General features: G+C 67.0%; 26 protein-coding genes and 1 pseudogene. 23 read left to right on the top strand and 4 right to left on the bottom strand.

All coding sequences use genetic code 11. The features are described from left to right. Both JHC79_RS07040 and JHC79_RS07035 read right to left on the bottom strand, forming a co-directional pair. Positions 1-1,519, bottom strand: a 1,519-nt coding sequence (locus tag JHC79_RS07040) for a hypothetical protein (protein ID WP_296389441.1), incomplete at its 3' end; no start/stop codon positions are given. 47 nt (positions 1,520-1,566) lie between these two features. Then, complete coding sequence (locus tag JHC79_RS07035; protein ID WP_296389440.1) at positions 1,567-2,358, bottom strand: ABC transporter ATP-binding protein; 792 nt, start codon at positions 2,356-2,358, stop codon at positions 1,567-1,569. Positions 2,359-2,666: 308 nt separating this feature from the next. Here JHC79_RS07035 and rplN point away from each other — a divergent pair, with 308 nt between their 5' ends. The 6 genes and pseudogenes from rplN to JHC79_RS07010 all read left to right on the top strand — a co-directional run bounded on the left by rplN (position 2,667) and on the right by JHC79_RS07010 (position 5,084). Beyond that, positions 2,667-3,035 carry a 50S ribosomal protein L14 gene (gene rplN / locus JHC79_RS07030; protein WP_188490507.1) on the top strand — a complete coding sequence of 123 codons (369 nt, stop codon included), beginning with the start codon at positions 2,667-2,669 and terminating at the stop codon, positions 3,033-3,035. 1 nt (position 3,036) lies between these two features. Then, entirely contained in the window at positions 3,037-3,354 is a 318-nt protein-coding gene (gene rplX / locus JHC79_RS07025; protein ID WP_188489402.1) for a 50S ribosomal protein L24, read from the top strand. 1 nt (position 3,355) lies between these two features. Further along, on the top strand, positions 3,356-3,937 hold the full coding sequence (gene rplE, locus JHC79_RS07020) for a 50S ribosomal protein L5 (RefSeq protein ID WP_188489405.1): 582 nt from the start codon (positions 3,356-3,358) through the stop codon (positions 3,935-3,937). Between the two features lies 1 nt (position 3,938). After that, complete coding sequence (locus JHC79_RS07015; protein WP_011778599.1) at positions 3,939-4,124, top strand: type Z 30S ribosomal protein S14; 186 nt, start codon at positions 3,939-3,941, stop codon at positions 4,122-4,124. Positions 4,125-4,286: 162 nt separating this feature from the next. Further along, positions 4,287-4,391, top strand: a pseudogene (locus JHC79_RS23805) (type IV toxin-antitoxin system AbiEi family antitoxin domain-containing protein); the annotation flags it as partial. Between the two features lie 252 nt (positions 4,392-4,643). Beyond that, entirely contained in the window at positions 4,644-5,084 is a 441-nt protein-coding gene (locus JHC79_RS07010; protein WP_296389439.1) for a hypothetical protein, read from the top strand. Between the two features lie 72 nt (positions 5,085-5,156). On the opposite strand, the gene JHC79_RS07005 is transcribed toward JHC79_RS07010, so the two are convergent. After that, a complete protein-coding gene (locus JHC79_RS07005) occupies positions 5,157-5,738 on the bottom strand; it encodes a DUF4262 domain-containing protein (RefSeq protein ID WP_296389438.1) in 582 nt (193 codons plus the stop codon). A 150-nt stretch (positions 5,739-5,888) separates the two neighbouring features. On the opposite strand from JHC79_RS07005, the gene JHC79_RS07000 reads away from it, so the two are divergent. The 10 genes from JHC79_RS07000 to map all read left to right on the top strand — a co-directional run bounded on the left by JHC79_RS07000 (position 5,889) and on the right by map (position 12,485). Next, complete coding sequence (locus JHC79_RS07000) at positions 5,889-6,581, top strand: EthD domain-containing protein (protein ID WP_296389437.1); 693 nt, start codon at positions 5,889-5,891, stop codon at positions 6,579-6,581. Between the two features lie 308 nt (positions 6,582-6,889). Continuing rightward, a complete protein-coding gene (rpsH, locus tag JHC79_RS06995; protein ID WP_253662480.1) occupies positions 6,890-7,288 on the top strand; it encodes a 30S ribosomal protein S8 in 399 nt (132 codons plus the stop codon). A 12-nt stretch (positions 7,289-7,300) separates the two neighbouring features. Beyond that, positions 7,301-7,837, top strand: a complete 537-nt coding sequence (rplF, locus tag JHC79_RS06990; protein WP_296389436.1) for a 50S ribosomal protein L6 — start codon at positions 7,301-7,303, stop codon at positions 7,835-7,837. A 1-nt stretch (position 7,838) separates the two neighbouring features. Then, the gene (gene rplR, locus JHC79_RS06985; RefSeq protein WP_188489415.1) at positions 7,839-8,240 is read left to right on the top strand and encodes a 50S ribosomal protein L18; all 402 of its coding nucleotides are present in this window, start codon (positions 7,839-7,841) and stop codon (positions 8,238-8,240) included. A 49-nt stretch (positions 8,241-8,289) separates the two neighbouring features. Then, positions 8,290-8,970 (top strand): 30S ribosomal protein S5, encoded by a 681-nt coding sequence (gene rpsE, locus JHC79_RS06980; RefSeq protein WP_296389435.1) that lies wholly within the window; start codon positions 8,290-8,292, stop codon positions 8,968-8,970. Between the two features lies 1 nt (position 8,971). Next, entirely contained in the window at positions 8,972-9,151 is a 180-nt protein-coding gene (rpmD, locus tag JHC79_RS06975) for a 50S ribosomal protein L30 (RefSeq protein ID WP_188489418.1), read from the top strand. Positions 9,152-9,155: 4 nt separating this feature from the next. Beyond that, positions 9,156-9,596: a 50S ribosomal protein L15 gene (rplO, locus tag JHC79_RS06970; protein WP_253662477.1), complete on the top strand. Its 441-nt coding sequence runs from the start codon at positions 9,156-9,158 to the stop codon at positions 9,594-9,596. A 221-nt stretch (positions 9,597-9,817) separates the two neighbouring features. Further along, entirely contained in the window at positions 9,818-11,143 is a 1,326-nt protein-coding gene (gene secY / locus JHC79_RS06965) for a preprotein translocase subunit SecY (RefSeq protein ID WP_296389434.1), read from the top strand. Beyond that, the gene (locus JHC79_RS06960) at positions 11,140-11,685 is read left to right on the top strand and encodes an adenylate kinase (RefSeq protein WP_296389433.1); all 546 of its coding nucleotides are present in this window, start codon (positions 11,140-11,142) and stop codon (positions 11,683-11,685) included. Before secY ends, JHC79_RS06960 begins: the two co-directional genes overlap by 4 nt. A gap of 8 nt (positions 11,686-11,693) precedes the next feature. Continuing rightward, a complete protein-coding gene (map, locus tag JHC79_RS06955) occupies positions 11,694-12,485 on the top strand; it encodes a type I methionyl aminopeptidase (protein ID WP_296389432.1) in 792 nt (263 codons plus the stop codon). A gap of 1 nt (position 12,486) precedes the next feature. On the opposite strand, the gene dtd is transcribed toward map, so the two are convergent. Beyond that, the gene (gene dtd, locus JHC79_RS06950; RefSeq protein ID WP_296389431.1) at positions 12,487-12,924 is read right to left on the bottom strand and encodes a D-aminoacyl-tRNA deacylase; all 438 of its coding nucleotides are present in this window, start codon (positions 12,922-12,924) and stop codon (positions 12,487-12,489) included. A 120-nt stretch (positions 12,925-13,044) separates the two neighbouring features. Here dtd and JHC79_RS06945 point away from each other — a divergent pair, with 120 nt between their 5' ends. The 7 genes from JHC79_RS06945 (at position 13,045) to rpsD (ending at position 16,662) form a co-directional block, all read left to right on the top strand. Further along, the gene (locus JHC79_RS06945; protein ID WP_296389430.1) at positions 13,045-13,533 is read left to right on the top strand and encodes a hypothetical protein; all 489 of its coding nucleotides are present in this window, start codon (positions 13,045-13,047) and stop codon (positions 13,531-13,533) included. A gap of 25 nt (positions 13,534-13,558) precedes the next feature. Beyond that, positions 13,559-14,386, top strand: a complete 828-nt coding sequence (locus tag JHC79_RS06940; protein WP_296389429.1) for an LLM class F420-dependent oxidoreductase — start codon at positions 13,559-13,561, stop codon at positions 14,384-14,386. Positions 14,387-14,611: 225 nt separating this feature from the next. Further along, entirely contained in the window at positions 14,612-14,833 is a 222-nt protein-coding gene (infA, locus tag JHC79_RS06935; RefSeq protein ID WP_007616247.1) for a translation initiation factor IF-1, read from the top strand. Between the two features lie 96 nt (positions 14,834-14,929). Further along, entirely contained in the window at positions 14,930-15,043 is a 114-nt protein-coding gene (rpmJ, locus tag JHC79_RS06930; RefSeq protein WP_009679193.1) for a 50S ribosomal protein L36, read from the top strand. Positions 15,044-15,258: 215 nt separating this feature from the next. Then, positions 15,259-15,627 carry a 30S ribosomal protein S13 gene (rpsM, locus tag JHC79_RS06925; RefSeq protein ID WP_045823657.1) on the top strand — a complete coding sequence of 123 codons (369 nt, stop codon included), beginning with the start codon at positions 15,259-15,261 and terminating at the stop codon, positions 15,625-15,627. Continuing rightward, entirely contained in the window at positions 15,627-16,034 is a 408-nt protein-coding gene (gene rpsK, locus JHC79_RS06920; protein WP_188489436.1) for a 30S ribosomal protein S11, read from the top strand. Before rpsM ends, rpsK begins: the two co-directional genes overlap by 1 nt. 22 nt (positions 16,035-16,056) lie before the next feature. Beyond that, positions 16,057-16,662, top strand: coding sequence for a 30S ribosomal protein S4 (gene rpsD, locus JHC79_RS06915; protein WP_296389428.1), 606 nt, complete (start codon positions 16,057-16,059; stop codon positions 16,660-16,662). Positions 16,663-16,716: the final 54 nt, after the last annotated feature.

The following is a 16,716-nucleotide window of genomic DNA, read 5'->3' as shown; positions in this document are numbered from 1 at the left end:
TCAGGATCTCCGGGCCGCGCTTCGCGACGAGACGAACCGCGACCCGATGGGCGACGACGAGCGCGGGCAGACCGACGGCGAGTTGCACGACGACCGCGAGGTAGGCCGCGGGGCCGTCGACGAGCAACCCGATGACGATCCCGGGTACGCACAGCACCGCCATGGCGGCCACCGCGGCGATCGAGTACCCGAAGCTCGCGGTCGTCATCGAACCACGCGAGCTCATCGACGAGATCGATGACCCGGGCGGCACCCGGTACGGGCTCAGAGCCGGCAGCAGCGCCGCCATCCCCGACGCGGTGATCGTTCCGGCGACGACGACGGCGGCCGCGACCGGCCACGTCGAGGGATCGGTGTCCCGAACGAGGCGTGCCACGACCGTCCCGACGACACCGACCGGCACCGCGATCGACGCCGCCAGGATCATGCGGGAGCGGATCACCAGCGAAGCCGCCGCCGGCGAGGTGACCAGCAGGGCGAAGCCCCAGCGGTCGAGGCCATAGGTGTTGGCGAACATGGAGCCGCACATGAAGACGACCAGGGGTGCCCCGAACTGCATCCCGTAGATGTCGGCACTGGTCAGCATCAGCACCACGCCGACGACGATGAAGGCGAGCGGCATGATCGCCAATCCCAGGCGCTGCGGATCGGTGAACAGCATCCGCGCCTCGGTGCGGAGCACGAGAACCGTGGGGGACGCGGTGACCGGCCGACGTGGTCCCCGCGTTCTCGACCGCGATGCGGAGGTGACCGCGTCGGAGTACATGGCGGTGTCGATGCGCCCGGACCACAGTCGGTGGATCCCGAGGGTGACCGCGACGAGACCGAGAACCACGATCACCGCAAGCCACCAGCGTCCGGAATCGACTGCCTCACCCGCGACGACCGGCCACCCGGTGGGCAGGACCCGGGCCGCGATCTGCAGGCCGCGATCGGCGGGGTCGATGACCCCCTGGGTGAGCAGCAGGTAGATGACGTAGATGCCGGCGATCGCGGCCACTCCGAGGACCGTCGACACGATGCGGCCGGTCTGGCTGCGCATCGCCTGCGCGTAGGTCAGACCGAGCACGCGGGGCCCGATCACGCCGATCGCGGCGAGGGGGATGACCGTCAGTGTCGCGACGACGGAAGCGACGGTGCTCGCCGACGGATCGGTGAACCAGGCCAGTGGGACGACGAGAAGTGCCACGACCTCGAAGACCAGCCCGGGCCCGCGCAGCACCGAACGGATCGATGCGGCACGGAGCGCGGTCGCCGACACCGGTAGATGTCGGACGTCGACCGGGCTCACCCCGGTCGGGCGGCTGGCGATCAACGGCGCCAGGCACAGCGCCCCGACGACGACGAAGCAGACGACGGCCGCAGTGGTATGTCGAGCCGAACCCGCATCGGCCGTCATCACCAACGCCGCGATGCCGATCAGTACGAACACCGCGAATACGCCGCCCAGGATGCGGAGTCCTCGCGGGGCGGGACTGGCGCGGCGAATCGCCCTGTCGAGATCGATGAGGGCTGCCACGGTCTGTCGCGACGACCCGCTCGGCGTCTCACGCGGCGGCGCGAGCGTCATCGGTCGTCCCGGTCGGTCGGAGGTGCGCCACCGAGCCAGTCGAGCCCGAGACCACCGGGATCGGGGGTCTTGCCGACGGTGTCGACCAGGATCGATTCGAGGCTGGTGCCCGCCCGCACCTGCGCGGTGTCGCCGGCGACGACGAGGGCGCCACGGTTCAGGATCGCGACGTGCGTACAGATCTGCTCGATCAACGACATCGAGTGACTCGACAGGATCACCGTGCCACCGGTCGCGGTGAACCGCGTCAGGATCTCGCGGATCGTCACCGCCGACACCGGGTCGACCGCCTCCAACGGTTCGTCGAGGACCAGCAGGGCGGGGGAGTGGATGAGCGCGGCGGCCAGGCCGATCTTCTTCTTCATGCCCGCCGAGTAGGAGCTGACGGGCTTGTCCGCACTCCCGGCGATGTCGAAGACACCCAGCAGGTCGTCGGCGCGTGCGTCGGCCACCTCCGGTGTGAGCCCCTGCAGCACACCGACGTAGCGCAGAGCGATGCGCCCGGGCAGCGCCTCCGACATCGTCGGGCCGTCGGGCAGCAGACCCACCCGACCCCGGGCGCCGACCGGGTCGGCCCACACATTGTGGCCGCCGATGAACACCGAACCGTGCGTCGGCCGCAGCAATCCGGTCGCCATCGACAGCAGGGTGGTCTTGCCGGCCCCGTTCGCGCCGACGAGTCCGTACAACGAACCCGCGGGGACCGACAGGCTCACGCCGCTGACCGCAGTGGCCCCGTCGTAGACCTTGGTGAGCTCACGGGTCTCGAGCGCGGGTGCGCCCGCCACGTCTCCACTGGGCCTCCGGTCGGCCGGTGCGGGATACTCGGGATACACGAGGGTCGTCCTTCGGTCGGCGGGGCGGATTCGTTCGCTCAGCGAATCACAAACGGTGTCCGCGGGCACGGATTTGTTTGCGACCTGCGGTTTCCCCTACACTTGACCGGTTGCCTGCGGCACGGTTGTGTCGCGAACCAGAGCACGAACCCTTCGCGGCCGTCTGCGGTCGTGGTCAGGCGTGTGAACGGCGGCAACGGACCGTGCGCGTCGGGTCGGAAATCCGGCGGGCAAAACAATCCAGGTCGAGGAGATCAACAGTGATCCAGCAGGAGTCACGCCTGCGGGTCGCCGACAACACGGGTGCCAAGGAAATCTTGTGCATCCGCGTGCTCGGAGGCTCGTCACGCCGGTACGCCGGCATCGGTGACGTCATCGTCGCCACCGTCAAGGACGCCATTCCCGGCGGCAACATCAAGCGCGGCGAGGTCGTCAAGGCCGTCATCGTCCGCACCACCAAGGAGCGCCGTCGTCCGGATGGTTCGTACATCCGCTTCGACGAGAACGCCGCAGTCATCCTCAAGAGTGACACCGACCCGCGCGGAACCCGCATCTTCGGACCCGTCGGTCGCGAGCTGCGCGAGAAGCGCTTCATGAAGATCGTTTCGTTGGCTCCGGAGGTGCTCTGACATGAAGGTTCACAAGGGCGACACCGTGATCGTCATCTCGGGCAAGGACAAGGGCGCGAAGGGCAAGGTCATCGAGTCCTACCCCACGCGTAACCGGGTCCTCGTCGAGGGCGTCAATCGCATCAAGAAGCACACCTCCGCAGCACAGTCCGAGCGCGGCGCCTCCTCGGGCGGCATCGTCGTCACCGAGGCCGCCATCCACGTCTCGAACGTGATGGTCGTCGACTCCGAGGGCAACCCGACTCGCGTCGGCTACCGCCGCGACGCCGACACCGGCAAGAACGTGCGCATTTCCCGCAAGAACGGGAAGGACATCTGACATGACCACCACCGAGAACAAGGTTCAGCCCCGGCTCAAGGAGCGCTACCGCTCCGAGATCAAGGACGCGCTGAACGAAGAGTTCAAGTTCGAGAACGTGATGCTGATCCCCGGCGTCGTCAAGGTCGTCGTCAACATGGGTGTCGGTGACGCCGCCCGCGACGCGAAGCTGATCAACGGCGCGGTCAAGGACCTTGCACTGATCACCGGCCAGAAGCCCGAGATCCGCCGGGCCCGCAAGTCCATCGCACAGTTCAAGCTGCGCGAGGGCATGCCCATCGGTGCTCGCGTCACGCTGCGTGGCGACCGGATGTGGGAGTTCCTCGACCGGCTCGTGTCGATCGCGCTTCCCCGTATCCGCGACTTCCGTGGTCTGTCCGACCAGCAGTTCGACGGCAACGGCAACTACACGTTCGGTCTGAACGAGCAGTCGATGTTCCACGAGATCGACATCGACGAGATCGACCGCCCGCGCGGTATGGACATCACCGTCGTCACGTCGGCCACCACCAACGACGAAGGCCGTGCGCTGCTGCGTCACCTCGGCTTCCCGTTCAAAGACAACAGCGTGAAGGACAACTGACATGGCAAAGAAGGCTCTGGTCAACAAGGCCAACAAGAAGCCGAAGTTCAAGGTCCGCGGCTACACGCGTTGCAACCGCTGCGGTCGCCCGCACGCGGTGTTCCGCAAGTTCGGCCTGTGCCGTATCTGCCTGCGCGAGATGGCGCACGCGGGTGAGCTCCCCGGCGTGCAGAAGTCGAGCTGGTGACACTGCTTCACTGATCTGACAGAAGGCCCGAGTCCATACGGACTCGGGCCTTTCTGCTGAGATCGTCCGTCTGGAGGTTGTTCGTGGTCACGACGACCACGGGCTTCTCGTGGTCGGACGATCTCAGCGGATCTCACCGGGTCGTTCCGACGTCTGAACCGTATGGGTGACGGGGTGTTCTCGACGGCGCAGCTGAAGAACGACGGTGCGACCGACGCTCAGATCCGGCGGGCTGTCACAGCGGGTGATCTGACACGGCTGCGCCCCGGCTGGTACGCGCGGCGCGATGCGGACCCCCATGTTGTTGCGGCAGTTCGAGCCGGCGGGGTGCTCGGCTGCGTCTCGGCGCTGCAGCACCACGGGGTCTGGGTTGCGCCCGGTCATGAGCAGATCCATGTTCGCGGCAGCAAAGGCCTCCGTGGCTCGATCGCCTCGAGTTGTCGCGCGGTCGGAGTACCGCCACCCACGATCACGGCCGTGGACTCACCGGCGTATGCACTGGGTTGTGCGGTGCGCTGCATGACAGAAGAGCATTGGATTGCTGCGTGCGACTCGACGCTCCAGTTGCGCTTGGCACACCGTTCCGACATCGTGGCCGAGCTCGGGCCGCGCGGTCGCGACCTGGAGTCCAGGTGCGACGGACGGTCGCAATCGGGTACGGAGACCCTGGTCCGACTTCGTCTTCGTGCTCTGGGTTTCGAGGTCGTCGTGCAGCCTGCGATCGATGGAGTCGGCCGGGTGGATCTCAGGGTGGGAAAGCTGCTCATCGAATGCGACAGCAAGGCGCACCACACCAGCCTGGCGAACTACCGCAACGATCGTCGTAGGGACAGAGCCGCGTTGATACGTGGGTGGTTGAAGATGCGGTTCACCTACGACGATGTCGTCTACGGCTGGGACGACGCTCTCGACTCCATTCGTGCGATCACCCGGCCGCGTCGGCACCGGATGCGCGACTGAGATCGTCCGTCTGCAGGTCCGCCGTGGCCATATTGACCACGGTGGACTCCTGGCCGGACGATCTCAGTCGGCTCACCGCTTGCGCTTGCGACGTTGAGCCCGGTTGGGACCGGTCGAGCGGGAGATGACCCGTGGACCCACGTCCCGGGCGAAACCCTCGACACCCTTGAGGTACTGCGCACGAGGTTCGAGCGAGTAGCCGTGCTCCCACGGGTAGACGCCGTGATCGTCCGGCCACACGACCTGGAGCACCGTCGCGTTCGGGAACAGCAGGTTGGTGGCGTGCAGGTCCGTGGTGTCCACGACCTCGACGAGACGCAGGGGGACGTCGATGCTCTCCACCGCGTACTCGGTCCCGTCGGAGACGAGTTGCTGCCAGTCGTGGAACTCGAACTCGTCGATGGTGTCGCACAGGACGTCGACAGCCGCCTCGGCGCCCAGTCCGTAGACCACCAGCTCCGGCTCGGTGTGCAGGGACCGGCCCGACGTGTAGGCGTACGGGCACGCGTCGTCGTGATCGTGGGCGTGTTCGGCGCACAGCCCGTCGTGCGCGGTCACCGCCAGGCCGCACGATCGGATCCGTTCGATCGCGGATCGGGCCAGGGGGTCGGGATGCCAGCGCGGCAGGGTGCGGCGCGGATTCGACTCGGTCATATCTGCTCCCTTGTTCGAGGAGCCCGAGCAGACCACCGGGTGCCGACCGGCCGCGGGCGACCGCATCGAGGTCGCCCGGCGCTGTGCACAGGAGGGCGGATCTCCCCATTCGGCCGGTCGGCGGTCGCCGCTGCTCTACATTTGGCGACCGTGGCCAAGCTGATGTACGCACTGTGGGGCTCCGACCTCGGGGGCTCGCTCGCGGCCGCGGACGTGCGCGCCGCACTCACCGATGCCGGCGCCGACCGGGTGCAGCTCAACATCGCGGGCGTCCCCGAGGTCGCCGGGGCGATGGCGCTGTCCACGTTCGTGCCGCCGATCGACGCGATCGTCAGCGCCTGGTCCGATTCCCGACCGGAGCCGATCGCCGAGGTACTCGCCGGCCTCACCGACCGCGTCGTGGGCTGGGAGGTCACCGAGCGCCGACCACTGCCGCCCCCGGAGACGTGGGACGGGTCGCGCGCCGACGCCCTGGCCAACGTCGCGTTCCTGCGCCGACCCGACACCCTCGACCGCGCCGAGTGGCTACACCGCTGGCTCGAGGACCACACGCCGATCGCCATCGCGACCCAGGCGACGTTCGGGTACCTGCAGAACATCGTCGAACGACCGGTGACACCCGACCTCGAGCACGTCGACGCCATCGTCGAGGAACTGTTCCCACCTGCCGCCGTCGGCGACATCCACGCGTTCTACGGAAGTGGGGGAGACGACGCCGAACTGAGCCGCCGGATGACCGCCCTGCTCGACAGCGTGGTGCGGATCGGTGCCCATGAGAACATCGACGTCGTCCCGACGCTGCGGTACCTGTACGGGTCGCCGTCGAGCGGGATTTGGCTCTGACCTCAGCGATCCCTACACTAGAACGGTTGCCTGGACTCAGGTGAGTTGCGCGTGCGCACTCCACTCCCAGGTCGCGCCTACTTTTCTTGGCTTTCAGCTACAGAAAATCCGGTGGTGCACCCGAGATGAAATCGGACTGCACCACTGGTGCACGGCCCCTCATCGGCAGAAGTCGGTGAGGACAAAACACACTTCGTAGTAGGCCCACGGTGTGACATGCGAGGCCCGCGCCGCTCGTCGAGAGCGGCAACGGAACCGGTGTGCACGCGTTGCATGGGAACCGCCACGAGAAAGGTTGACGGTCACTCATGACCATGACTGATCCGATCGCAGACTTCTTGACCCGTCTGCGCAACGCCAACTCGGCGTTTCACGACGAGGTGACACTCCCGCACTCGAAGATCAAGGGCAACATCGCCGAGATCCTCAAGCGCGAGGGCTACATCACCGATTACCGGACCGAGCCCGCCGAGGTGGGCCAGAGTCTCGTCGTCACCCTCAAGTACGGCCCCACCCGTGAGCGGAGCATCGCCGGATTGCGGCGCGTCTCCAAGCCGGGCCTGCGGGTCTACGCGAAGTCCACCAACTTGCCGAAGGTTCTCGGCGGCCTGGGCGTGGCCATCATCTCCACGTCCTCGGGCCTGCTGACCGACCGTCAGGCAGCCAACAAGGGCGTCGGCGGCGAAGTCCTCGCCTACGTCTGGTAAGGGGCAGATTCAATGTCGCGTATTGGAAAGAACCCGGTCGTCATCCCGGCCGGAGTGGACGTGAAGATCGACGGCCAGGCCGTGTCGGTCAAGGGACCCAAGGGCGAGCTCGCCCTGCTGGTGTCCGAGCCCATCTCGGTTGTCGCCGAGGACGGCTCGATCGTGGTGACCCGTCCGAACGACGAGCGTCGCAACCGCTCGCTGCACGGACTCAGCCGCACCCTGGTGGCGAACCTCGTCACCGGTGTGACCACCGGCTACACCACCAAGATGGAGATCTTCGGCGTCGGCTACCGCGTGCAGCTCAAGGGCAAGGACCTCGAGTTCGCCCTCGGCTACAGCCACCCGGTGCCGATCGAGGCGCCCGAGGGCATCACCTTCGCGGTGGAGTCGCCCACCAAGTTCTCGATCTCGGGAATCGACAAGCAACTGGTCGGCCAGATCGCGGCCAACATTCGCCGCCTGCGGCGTCCGGACCCGTACAAGGGCAAGGGCATCCGCTACGAGGGTGAGCAGATCCGCCGCAAGGTCGGAAAGACGGGTAAGTGACATGAGTGAAACCACAACCACGAAGCGCGAGACGGTCGGCAAAGACGTGTCGACCCGTCGCCGCCGCTCCACCGCACGCCGGCACTTCCGGCTGCGCAAGAAGATCAGCGGAACCCCGCAGCGACCGCGTCTCGCGGTCAAGCGGTCCTCGCGACACATCCACGTCCAGATCATCGACGACCACTCGGGCACCACGCTCGCGGCGGCGTCGACGATCGAGGCCGATGTGCGCAGCTCCGGCGGCGACAAGTCGGCGCAGAGCGCCAAGGTCGGCGAACTGATCGCATCCCGCGCCAAGGCCGCGGGTGTCGACACGGTGGTCTTCGACCGCGGTGGGCACGACTACCACGGACGGATCGCGGCTCTGGCCGACGCCGCCCGCGAGGGAGGGCTCACGTTCTGATGACCAACACCAACACCAGCGCCCACTGCGCATACGGAAGGACCATCTGATGCCGGGACGTCAACGGCGTGACGGCGGCACCGGACCCGCCACCAGCACCGACAACACCGCAGGCGCAGCCGCCGGCGGCGCAGCAGGCGGCGGCGACCGTCGCGGCGGCGGCGGCGACCGACGTGGCGGTGGCCGCGACGGCCAGCGCGGCGGACGCGAGCAGGACAAGAACCGCCTCGAGCGCGTCGTCGCCATCAACCGCGTGTCCAAGGTGGTCAAGGGTGGACGTCGGTTCTCCTTCACCGCCCTCGTGGTCGTCGGTGACGGCCAGGGCATGGTCGGCGTCGGCTACGGCAAGGCCAAAGAGGTCCCGGCCGCCATCCAGAAGGGCGTCGAAGAGGCTCAGAAGAACTTCTTCCGCGTCCCGCTGATCGGCAGCACCGTGACCCACCCCGTTCAGGGTGAGGCCGCGGCCGGAGTCGTCATGCTGCGTCCGGCATCGCCCGGTACCGGTGTGATCGCCGGTGGCGCGGTGCGTGCCGTGCTCGAGTGCGCAGGCGTCCACGACGTCCTGGCCAAGAGCCTCGGCAGCGACAACGCGATCAACGTCGTCCACGCGACCGTGGCCGCACTGAAGATGCTGCAGCGTCCCGAAGAGGTCGCCGCACGTCGTGGCCTCCCCATCGAAGACGTCGCTCCTGCGGGTATGTTGCGGGCGCGCGCAGGACAAGGTGCATGACATGGCAGAGCTGAAGATCACCCAGATCAAGGGCACGATCGGAACCAAGAGCAACCAGCGTGACAGCCTGCGGACCCTCGGACTGAGGAAGATCCGTCAGACCGTCACCCGCGAGGACACTCCGGCCAACCGCGGCCTGATCAACGTGGTGCGCCACCTCGTGACAGTCGAAGAGGTTTAGTCCAATGACCATCAAACTCCATCATCTTCGCCCCGCTCCGGGCGCGAAGACCGACAAGACCAGGGTCGGTCGTGGTGAGGGCTCCAAGGGTAAGACCGCGGGTCGCGGCACCAAGGGCACCAAGGCACGCAAGAACGTCCCGGCCGGCTTCGAGGGTGGGCAGATGCCCATCCACATGCGGCTCCCGAAGCTCAAGGGCTTCACCAACCGCAACCGTGTCGAGTACCAGGTGGTGAACGTGGGCGATCTCGCCCGCCTCTTCCCCGAGGGTGGCACCATCGGCGTCGATGAGCTCATCGCAGCCGGTGCGGTTCGCAAGAACGAGCTCGTGAAGGTGCTCGGCGACGGAGAACTGTCGGTGGCCGTGCAGGTCAGCGCCAACAAGTTCTCGACGTCGGCGAGCGAGAAGATCAGCGCGGCGGGCGGCAGCACCACGGTGCTGTGACTCGTCGGTTCTCGCGGCGCTCGGTGTTCGACCGGGCGCCGCGAGGACCACTGTTAGAGTTCAAGAGTTGATCATCGTCGATCCTCCTCGCGGCTTCGCGGAGGGGGCCGACCGACCAGAACGACGGATCACCCCCTGTGCAAGGCGAGGCCGACGCGGTGCAACCGCGGGAGTTCTCCGCTGAGCAAGGCAGGCGCGTGCTCGTTCGGTAGGAGGAGTTAGTGCGTTCCGCCTTTGTCTCCGCTTTGCGGACACAGGATTTGCGACGGAAGATCCTTTTCGTCATCGGCATCATCATCCTGTACCGCCTGGGCGCGACCATCCCCTCGCCCGGCGTCGACTACCGACAGGTCCAGTCCTGCCTCGACGAGGTCTCGCGTGGTGACTCCGCGGGTATCTACTCCCTCATCAACATGTTCTCCGGCGGCGCGCTGCTGCAGCTGTCGGTCTTCGCGATCGGCATCATGCCGTACATCACCGCGAGCATCATCGTGCAGCTGCTCACCGTGGTCATCCCGCGGTTCGAGCAGCTCCGCAAGGAAGGCCAGTCCGGCCAGGCGAAGATGACGCAGTACACCCGCTACCTCACGGTCGCGCTGGCGCTGCTGCAGTCGACCGGCATCGTGGCTCTCGCCGACCGCGGCGACCTGCTCCGCGACTGCCAGAACGGCGCGGACATCCTCAACGACAAGTCGATCTTCGGTCTGGTCATCATCGTCCTCGTCATGACCGCCGGTGCCTGTGTCGTCATGTGGTTCGGCGAGCTCATCACCGAGCGCGGAATCGGCAACGGCATGTCGCTGATGATCTTCGCCGGTATCGCCGCACGCATCCCGTCCGAGGGCAAGCAGATCCTCGACACCCGCGGTGGCCTGGTGTTCTTCCTCGTCCTGGTGGCGGCGGTGATCATCGTCGCCGGCGTGGTCTTCATCGAGCAGGGCCAGCGACGGATACCCGTGCAGTACGCCAAACGCATGGTCGGACGGAAGATGTACGGCGGTTCGTCGACCTACCTGCCCCTGAAGGTCAACCAGGCCGGCGTCATCCCCGTCATCTTCGCGTCGTCGCTGCTCTACCTGCCCAACCTGATCGTCCAGCTCACACAGAGCAGCAGTGGCGAGCAGCCGTGGTGGCAGCGCCAGATCCAGACGTATCTCGTCGACCCCAGCAACGGTGTCTACATCGCCGTGTACTTCCTGATGATCATCTTCTTCACGTACTTCTACGTGGCGGTGACGTTCAACCCGCAGGAGCGCGCCGACGAGATGAAGAAGTACGGCGGGTTCATCCCCGGCATCCGTCCGGGTCAGCCCACCGCCGACTACCTCGGCTACGTCCTGTCCCGCATCACGTTGCCCGGCTCGATCTACCTCGGTGTGATCGCGGTCCTGCCCAACCTGTTCCTCGAGATCGGCAACAGCGGCGGAGTGCAGAACCTGCCGTTCGGTGGCACCGCGGTGCTGATCATGGTGGGCGTCGGACTCGACACCGTGAAGCAGATCAACAGCCAGCTGATGCAGCGCAAGTACGAAGGGTTCCTCAAGTGAGACTCGTGATCCTCGGCCCTCCTGGGGCAGGCAAGGGAACGCAGGCCGAGATGCTCTCGGAGAGCCTCGGCATCCCGCACATCTCGACCGGGGACCTGTTCCGCGCCAACATCACCGAGGGCACCCCCGTCGGCATCGAGGCCAAGAAGTACCTCGACGCGGGCAACCTCGTCCCCTCGGAGATCACGGTCGACATGGTCCGTGCCCGCGTCGATGAACCCGACGCGGTCAACGGCTTCATCCTCGACGGGTTCCCGCGGTCGACCGAACAGGCCGACGCGCTGACGAAGATCCTGGCCGACAACGACCACTCGCTCGACGCGGTGCTGTCGTTCGAGGTGGACGAGGACGTCGTGGTCGAGCGCATGCTCGCCCGTGGTCGCGCCGACGACACCGAGGACGTCATCCGCAACCGGATGCAGGTCTACATCAAGGAGACCTCACCGCTGCTGGACTACTACGCGGAGCAGGTCACCGTCATCGACGCCATCGGTGACGTCGGCGAGGTGCACCAGCGTGTGCTCCGCGCCCTGAACGACTGACACGCGTGATGGGTCTGCGCAAGGCGAAGGTCGTCCCGTTCCGTACCGCCGGTGAGCTCGACGCCATGGCTGCCGCGGGCGCCGTGGTCGGTGCCGCGCTCGTGGCCGTTCGCGCCGCTGCGGGCCCCGGGGTCAGCACACTCGATCTCGACAAGGTCGCCGAGGCGGTCATCCGTGACGCGGGTGCCGTGCCGTCGTTCCTCGGCTATCACGGGTTCCCCGGGTCGATCTGCAGCTCGGTCAACGACGTCGTCGTGCACGGGATCCCGTCCGACGAGACGGTGTTGACCGACGGTGACCTCGTGTCGATCGACTGCGGTGCGATCCTCGACGGCTGGCACGGCGACTCGGCGTGGACCTTCGGCATCGGCGAACTCGGTGAGGACGACGAGAAGCTCAACGAGGCCACCCGCACCGCCATGGAGGCCGGCATCGCGGCGATGGTGCCGGGGAACCGGTTGACCGACGTGTCGCACGCGATCGAGCTGGGCACGCGGGCCGCCGAGGAACGCCTGGGTCGCCCGTTCGGGATCGTTGCCGGGTACGGCGGTCACGGCATCGGCAGGCAGATGCACATGGAGCCGTTCCTGGCCAACGAGGGCAAGCCCAACCGCGGACCGCAGCTGGTGGTCGGCAGCACCCTGGCCATCGAGCCCATGCTCACCCTCGGGACGGTGGAAACGTCTGTGTGCGAGGACGAGTGGACCATCGTGACCGACGACGGATCGCGTGCGTCGCACTGGGAGCACACCGTTGCGGTGACCGAGGACGGACCGCGCATCCTCACCAACCGCCCCTGATTCACAGCTCGATCTGAATCGTCACCGGCCCGTAGTTGACGCTGCTGACGATCATGTGCGCGCCGAACACGCCGGTGCTCACCGTCGCCCCCAGAACCCGCAGTGCGTTCACGACCTCGTCGACGAGCGGCTGCGCCACGGGGCCGGGTGCCGCGGCGTTCCACGACGGCCGTCGCCCCTTGGACACGTTGGCGTACAGCGTGAACTGGCTGACGACGAGGACCGGGGCCCCGACATCGGCGGCGCTGACCTCGCCGTCGAGGATGCGCAGGCGCCAGATCTTCTCGGCCAGTGCGCGTGCGACGTCGACGGTGTCGGAATGGGTGGCCCCGACCAGCACCAGCAGTCCCGCTGATCCGGCCGGCGGGTCGATCGCGCCGACGACCGCACCGTCGACCGACACCGACGCCGAGGTGACCCGTGTGACGACTGCTCGCATGCAGCCAAGCTAACCCCGCCGGTCCGGACTCGTGCACCCGCGTCAAGAACGCGGCTGCAGCCGTAGAGATCCCGTCAACACACCTCCCGCACGAGCGCGCGGGCGCGCAGGCTCGGTCCGGTGACCACGACCCAGACGAGCCCGGCCGCCCACCACCGACCGGGGCAGGTGCGGACCCCGCTGAGTGCCCGCGGTGTGGTGATCGTCCCGGTCGACGACGCGGCCGTTCTGCACGAGGCGATCGTGCGATCCCGTCCGTTCGGTCGAGCACTGCGGGCGGTGCACGTGTTCGCGCCGGGGGAGGACCACTCCGACTTCCGCCGCCAGTGGCGCGCGCGGCATCCCCTCATCGAGTTGGTCGAACTCGAACGCCCCGTCGACGCCGGCGTCATCGAGACCCTCGTCGACTGGATAGATGTCGAGAGCCGGGTCGACGACGTGCTCGTCGTCATCGCGGACGACGACGGCCGCCGGCTGCTCCGCGCGATACCGGTCGGTCGTGGTCGCGACCTGGAGCGGGCGCTGACCCGTCGGACCGGTGCGCTCGTCGCCCGGGTGCACTGCGACACGGTGCTCGAAGCGCCGATGCCCACCTCGCGGAAGGGATGACGGCGCCGGGGAGTTGAATCGGGACATGCATGGATTCGGAACGCACGGGGTGTGGACAGGTTTCTCGACGCTGACGGGTGAGCAGGCGGCCCGCATCGAACAGCTCGGTTACGGCACGATCTGGCTCGGCGGGTCGCCGACGTCGCTGGCCCCGGCACGGGCGATCCTCGAGGCGACCGACGGGATCCGCGTCGCCACCGGCATCACCAACATCTGGAACACCGAACCCGCCGCCATCGCCGGCGAGTTCGCCGCGCTGGAGACCGACTTCCCGGGCCGCTTCTACCTCGGGGTGGGGGTCGGGCACCGCGAGGCCACGCAGGAGTACGCCTCGCCGTACCAGTCGATGGTCGACTACCTCGACGTGCTCGACGACGCGGGCGTGCCCGCCGACCGGCGCGTCCTCGCGGCACTCGGACCGAAGATGCTGCGACTGTCCGCCGACCGCGCGCTCGGAGCGCACCCGTACCTGACGACCCCGGCGCACACGGCCTACGCCCGCGACATCCTCGGGCCCGACGCCCTGCTCGCGCCGGAGCACAAGATCGTCCTCGACACCGACCCGGTGACCGCTCGCGCGATCGGCCGTCCGCCCGTCGACACCCCGTACCTCCACCTGGCCAACTACGTGGCCAACCTCAAGCGTCTGGGCTACACCGACTCCGACATCGCCGACGGTGGCAGCGACGGGCTGATCGACGATCTGGTCGCGCACGGCGACAAGGACTCGATCCGCGACCAGGTGGACGCCCATCTCGCCGCGGGCGCCGACCACGTCGCCATCCAGGTGCTGGGTGCGCCCGAGTCCACCCACGACATCACCGACGTCCTGGAGCAGCTGACGGCGGGCTGAGCAGCAATTTGGCTTGTCGCCTGCAGAAAGCGTAAAGTGGATCGCTGGTGCGCTTCGCGCCGGTACTCCTGTGCCCACAGGTCAGATGGTTCGCCGTCCGATCTGCGCAGACCCGGCGAATCGACGCAGGATCCGCCGAGTCTCTCGGCGCCCCGCCCGACGTGCGTACCGACACGGTAAACGAGATGTCGCCGCCACGTGCGAGCGACAGAGATTGTGGAGGACATGGCCAAGAAAGACGGCGCCATCGAGGTCGAGGGTCGCGTGGTCGAGCCCCTGCCCAATGCGATGTTCCGCATTGAGCTGGAGAACGGTCACAAGGTGCTCGCGCACATCAGTGGCAAGATGCGGCAGCACTACATCCGCATCCTGCCGGAGGACCGCGTGGTCGTGGAGCTCTCGCCCTATGACCTCGCCCGCGGTCGGATCGTCTACCGGTACAAGTAACGAACTCCCCGGGCATCTCGTCCGGGTAGCACCACCCGCCTCTCGGAGCGCTTCGGCGTGCCGGGAGGAACTCACCACCACGAGAGGCACAACGACGTGAAGGTCAAGCCGAGCGTCAAGCCGATCTGTGAGAAGTGCAAGGTGATCCGCCGTAACGGGCGGGTCATGGTGATCTGCGACAACCTGCGCCACAAGCAGCGTCAGGGCTGATCTGCACTCGATACGACCGAAGGTCGCATCACAGATCGCTTGTCAGTAACACCTGAAAAGCGCGACACAACCGAATATCGAGCACGACATGAAACTCCCAGCACCAGCGACCACATTCGCGTGATCGCCCACCTCCGGACGAAGGCCGGAGCCCCGAATCTCGATTCGCGGGGACGGACTGGGAGCAGACCTTCGAAACGAAAAGGAAATGCCAGATGGCACGTGTTTCTGGTGTCGATCTCCCGCGCGAGAAGCGCTTGGAGATCGCACTGACTTACATCTACGGGGTGGGTCGCACCACCTCGAAGGAAATCCTGGCCGGAACCGGGCTCAGCCCCGACCTCCGCGCCAAGGACCTGACCGACGCCGATGTCGCGAAGCTTCGTGAGTACATCGAAGCCTCGGTGAAGGTCGAGGGTGACCTGCGTCGCGAGGTGCAGGGCGATATCCGTCGCAAGATCGAGATCGGCTGCTACCAGGGGATCCGGCATCGCCGGGGTCTGCCCGTCCGTGGACAGCGCACCAAGACCAACGCCCGCACCCGTAAGGGACCCAAGAAGACCATCGCCGGGAAGAAGAAGTAATGCCCCCCAAGTCACGTAGTGCGGGCCCCAAGAAGGGCACGCGGCGTCGCGAGAAGAAGAACGTCCCGCACGGCAGCGCGCACATCAAGTCCACGTTCAACAACACGATCGTCTCGATCACCGACCCCGCGGGCAACGTCATCGCGTGGGCCTCGTCGGGTCACGTCGGCTTCAAGGGTTCGCGTAAGAGCACCCCGTTCGCCGCGCAGCTCGCTGCCGAGAACGCCGCCCGCAAGGCGCAGGAGCACGGCGTCAAGAAGGTCGACGTCTTCGTGAAGGGCCCGGGCTCGGGCCGCGAGACCGCGATCCGTTCACTGCAGGCCGCCGGCCTGGAGGTCGGCACGATCTCCGACGTCACCCCAGCACCCCACAACGGCTGCCGACCGCCCAAGCGGCGCCGGGTCTAGCGGGAAAGGTTAAGGAAAAACAATGGCTCGTTATACCGGACCCGCAACCAAGAAGTCGCGCCGTCTGCGCGTCGACCTCGTCGGTGGAGACCAGGCATTCGAACGTCGCCCCTACCCGCCCGGCCAGCACGGCCGCGCGCGGATCAAGGAGAGCGAATACCGCACGCAGCTGCAGGAGAAGCAGAAGGCCCGCTTCACCTACGGCGTCATGGAGAAGCAGTTCCGCCGCTACTACGAAGAGGCGAACCGTCGCAACGGCAAGACCGGCGACGAACTGCTCGCCATCCTCGAGACCCGACTCGACAACGTCGTGTACCGCGCCGGCCTGGCGCGCACCCGTCGTCAGTCGCGTCAGATGGTCACGCACGGCCACCTCACCGTCAACGGTGTGCGCGTCGACGTGCCCAGCTACCGCGTCTCGCAGTACGACATCATCGACGTCCGTCCGAAGTCGCTGCAGACCGTCCCGTTCCAGATCGCCCGCGAGATCCAGGGCGATCGCGTGGTGCCGGGTTGGCTGCAGGTGGTCCCGTCCACCCTGCGCATCCTGGTGCACTCGGTTCCCTCGCGCGCACAGATCGACGTGCCGCTCACCGAGCAGCTCATCGTCGAGTACTACTCGAAGTAACCGGTCCGATCAGCGTCGGGAATCCCCGACGCGGATCGGTCCACCCCCAAGCGG

The organism is Williamsia sp. (genome assembly GCF_016462415.1).
Lineage (GTDB): Bacteria > Actinomycetota > Actinomycetes > Mycobacteriales > Mycobacteriaceae > Williamsia_A.
This window is presented reverse-complemented; position numbering and strand designations above follow the sequence as displayed.